General features: G+C 72.5%; 4 protein-coding genes. All 4 read right to left on the bottom strand.

Annotated elements, in window-relative coordinates:
* Window positions 1–235 precede the first annotated feature (235 nt).
* Window positions 236–802: a GNAT family N-acetyltransferase gene (locus tag AB0C29_RS38110; RefSeq protein ID WP_360831123.1), complete on the bottom strand. Its 567-nt coding sequence runs from the start codon at window positions 800–802 to the stop codon at window positions 236–238.
* Window positions 803–832: 30 nt separating this feature from the next.
* Window positions 833–2,020: a mannose-6-phosphate isomerase, class I gene (manA, locus tag AB0C29_RS38105; protein ID WP_360831120.1), complete on the bottom strand. Its 1,188-nt coding sequence runs from the start codon at window positions 2,018–2,020 to the stop codon at window positions 833–835.
* 22 nt (window positions 2,021–2,042) lie between these two features.
* The gene (locus tag AB0C29_RS38100; protein WP_360831117.1) at window positions 2,043–3,008 is read right to left on the bottom strand and encodes a cation diffusion facilitator family transporter; all 966 of its coding nucleotides are present in this window, start codon (window positions 3,006–3,008) and stop codon (window positions 2,043–2,045) included.
* Window positions 3,005–3,679 (bottom strand): SIS domain-containing protein (locus AB0C29_RS38095; RefSeq protein ID WP_360831114.1); only part of this gene is annotated, 675 nt, incomplete at its 5' end. The genes AB0C29_RS38095 and AB0C29_RS38100, both read right to left, overlap by 4 nt.

Below are 3,679 nucleotides of genomic sequence, written 5' to 3'. Positions count from 1 at the left end.
CGCGACACGTTGTCGGCGTCGCGGCCGCCGGGAGGATCGTCCGGCAGGCCCCGGCCTTCGGGTTCCGGACAGCGAACGGGGCGACGGATCCGAAGATCCGCCGCCCCGTTCATCCCCCCGGTTTGGTACCGCGCGCGTCCGTGGGACCCCCCGATCACCAATGACGCTGCGTGTTTATAGATTCACACTCCGCACACGCCATGTCAAGCAAATCGGCAAATTTCGGGTCGAATCCTTAAGTTGTGGCGTCCGCAGCGGGTGACGGCGCGTCATCGAGGCGGTCCTGAAGCAGCTGCCCGGGCCAGGCGGCGGCGTTGTCCCGGGCAACCTCGAACAGACCGACCCGCTGAAATCCCTGACCTTCGTAGTAGCGGATCAGCGCCTGATCGTCGCCGGCGTAGCAGTCCACCCGCAGCAGGACTGCCCCGCGCGCCCGGCCCAGTTGCCGGGCGTGGTCCAGCAGCCGTCCGCCGACGTTGTGTCCCGGGTGGTCGCGATCGGTGACCAGGAGGTTCACGTACAGCTCGGGCTCCGGAGCCGGCGGGACGTAGGCGGGCGTGTTGCCCACCGTCAGCGCACCCACCGGCTGCCCGCCGAGGTACGCCAGGAACAGATTGCCGGCCCGGGCCGCGTCGCTGGTCGAGGCGTGGAGCTGGGGCCGGGCGGACAGCGGTTCAGTGCCCCACTGACCGGGCCGGCCCCGCGCCACCAGCCAGCGGACCGCCTTGTCGAGCAACTCCAGCACGATCGGCACGTCAGCGACGGCGCCCGGGCGGATGTCGATGTTCTCAGCACTACCCATGCGAGAAATCCTCGCAGAGGCGCGTACGGGTCAGGAGGCGACGGCCGCCACGAAGACCTCGCCGACGCCGGCCACCGTGGCCGGACCCGTCTCGGCCGGGACATAGGCCGCCGTCCCGGGCGTCACCTCGACCGGCGTGCCGTCGACCGCCTCGGCCACGAACACGTCGCCGCGAACGCCCAGGACGATGCGCGGCCCCTCCCCCGGCAGCGGCAACGGCGGGCCGGCCGGCGTGAGCTCGAGCCGGTAGAGCGCGAACTCGCGCACCGGCACCGACCACGTCTGCACGCCCGGCGCGACCTGCGTCGCCGGCAGGATCGGCTCGGCCAGGACCTCGAAGCGCAGCACGCGCAGCAACTCGTCGACGTCCACCCGCTTCGGGGTCAGCCCGCCGCGCAGGACGTTGTCGCTGGCCGCCATGATCTCGATGCCCGTGCCGCTCAGGTAGGCGTGCAGGTTGCCGGCCGGCATGTAGATCGCCTCGCCCGGCGCCAGGCGGACCTGGTTGAGCAGCAGGGCGACCAGCACACCCGGGTCGTCCGGGTAGCGGCCGGCCAGGTCGCGAGCGAGGGCGTAGCTCCGGGCGTACTCGCCGTCGGCGCGGGCCGCCGTGAGCACGTCCCCGATCAGGGCTGCGCGGTCGTCCGCCGGCCAGGTCAGCAGCACCTGGACGGCGTCACGCAGCCCGGCCGGACCAGCCCGCAGGGCCGCGATCACCGGGGCCAGGCGCGGGATGCGCAGACCCTCCAGGACCGCCGCGGACACGTCCGGGGCCCGGAAACCACAGAGCGCGTCGAACGGCGTGAGCGCGACCAGCATCTCCGGCTTGTGGTGCGCGTCCGTGTAGTTGCGCGGCGCCTGCGGGTCGGCCTCCTGGGCCGCGTACGCCTGCTTCGCGTACTCGTCGTCCGGGTGGGCCTGCAGTGACAGCGGCGCCTCGGCGGCCAGCACCTTCATCAGGTACGGCAGCCGGGCCCCGAACTCGTCGGCGACCTCGGCGCCCAGCTGACCCTTCGGGTCGTCACCGATCAGCGCGGCCAGGCTGACCGGGCCGTCCGGCCCGGTCACCGTGGACGGGTCACCCGGATGGGCACCCAGCCACAGCTCCGCCTCGGGAGCGTCGGTGGGCGCCGGCCGGCCCTGCAGCTCGGCCAGCGCGCTCCGCGAGCCCCAGGCGTACGGCCGGATGACACCCCGCAGGGGGAGAACAGCAGCCACAGCCGCCCCGTTTCGTGAAGAGTTACGCCGTCGCGGGCAGGGTGCCGGCCTCGGCCGCCGAGACCGCCCCGGCCTGCGGGTGGTAGATGTCGGGCTCCAGGTAGATCACGCGGGCGATGGGCAGCGCCTGGCGGATCCGTACCTCGGTCTCGTTGATGTGCCGGGCCACATCCGCGGCGAGCTCCGACGGCTGCACCGCGATCTTCGCGGCCACCAGCAGCTCCTCGGGGCCCAGGTGCAGCGTCTTCATGTGGATGATCCGCTCGACGCCGGGACCGGCCATGATCGCCTGCTGGATCTTGGCGACGTCCTCCGGGTTGGCGCCCTCGCCGAGCAGCAGGCTCTTGGTCTCCAGGGCCAGGATGGCCGCGATGGTGACCAGCAGCAGGCCGATGGCCGCGGTGCCGATGCCGTCCCAGACGCCGTTGCCGGTGATCAGGGTCAGCACCACGCCGAACAGCGCGAACACCAGGCCGATCAGCGCGCCCGCGTCCTCCAGCAGCACCACCGGCAGCTCCGGAGCCTTGGCCCGGCGTACGAAGTTGACCCAGGAGGTCTTGCCGCGGGTGTGGTTGGACTCCTTGATGGCCGTCCGGAACGAGTAGCTCTCCAGGCCGATCGCCACGACCAGGACGGTCACCGGCACCCACTGCCACTCGTGGATGCCCTCCTTCTCCTGGATCTTGTGGTACGCCTCGTACAGCGCGAACAGGCCGCCGACGCTGAACAGCACGATGGAGACGATGAACGCGTAGATGTAGCGCTCCCGGCCGTACCCGAAGGGGTGTTCCGGGGTGGCCTTGCGCTGCGCGCGCTTGCCGCCGAGCAGCAGCAGCGCCTGGTTGCCGGAGTCGGCGACCGAGTGGATGGACTCGGCCAGCATCGACGACGAGCTGGTCAGCAGCCAGGCCACGAACTTGGTGGCCGCGATGCCCAGGTTCGCCGCGAGGGCGGCGATGATCGCCTTGGTGCCGCCGCCCGCGCTCACTGGAGTCCCTCCGGCATCGGGTTGCTCAGCTCCTTCATCTCGTTGATGGCCGGCACGGCCATCGGGTCCAGGCCGTGGGCCAGCGCCAGGTAGATCGAGGCGAAGTCGGGCACGGCGACCAGCGACGCGAGCCGTTCCAGGGCCGAGCCGCCCTCGGCGGTGACCACGTCGCAGCGCACGCCGCGGCGCTCCGCGAGGGTCTGCACCGCGTCGGCGCGGCGCTCCTCGACGGCCACCGGCTCGTCGGCCTCCTCCTCGGGGTTGAGCCCGCCGTCGCGCAGCACCACCAGCCGCAGCCGGGTGCTGAGCTCCGCCAGCTCGTCCGGGTCGGCGAAGATGTCGCGCGACGACTCGGCCAGGCCGCCGAACGGCCCGTCGAGCAGGCCGACCCGGCCGCGGCCGGCCTCACCCAGCGCACCGGCCATCACCGGATAGCGGGCGTTGGCGGCCAGGGTGTCGGCGAAGCGCCGGGCGGCGACCGTGGCCAGCGGGGACGAGCCCCACACGATCGGGATCGAGCCGGCCAGGCCCAGCGCCAGCGACTTCGCCGGGTTGACGAAGGACTCGGCGCCGGCCCGGCAGCGCTCGGCGTCGGCGTCCAGCCGGGCGGCGGTCTCGGGCAGGTCGGCCTCGTTGACCTTGACCAGGCCCAGGCTGCGGGCGGCCAGCAG

This window comes from Actinoplanes sp. NPDC048791 (genome assembly GCF_040650095.1).
GTDB lineage: Bacteria > Actinomycetota > Actinomycetes > Mycobacteriales > Micromonosporaceae > Actinoplanes.
Note: the sequence above shows the minus strand (reverse complement) of the source record. Positions and strands in the feature narration are given on the sequence as shown.

Excerpts from the sequence above, each read along its gene's own strand:
- AB0C29_RS38110 (WP_360831123.1), bottom strand. The coding sequence starts at position 802 with ATGGGTAGTGCTGAGAACATCGACATCCGCCCGGGCGCCGTCGCTGAC.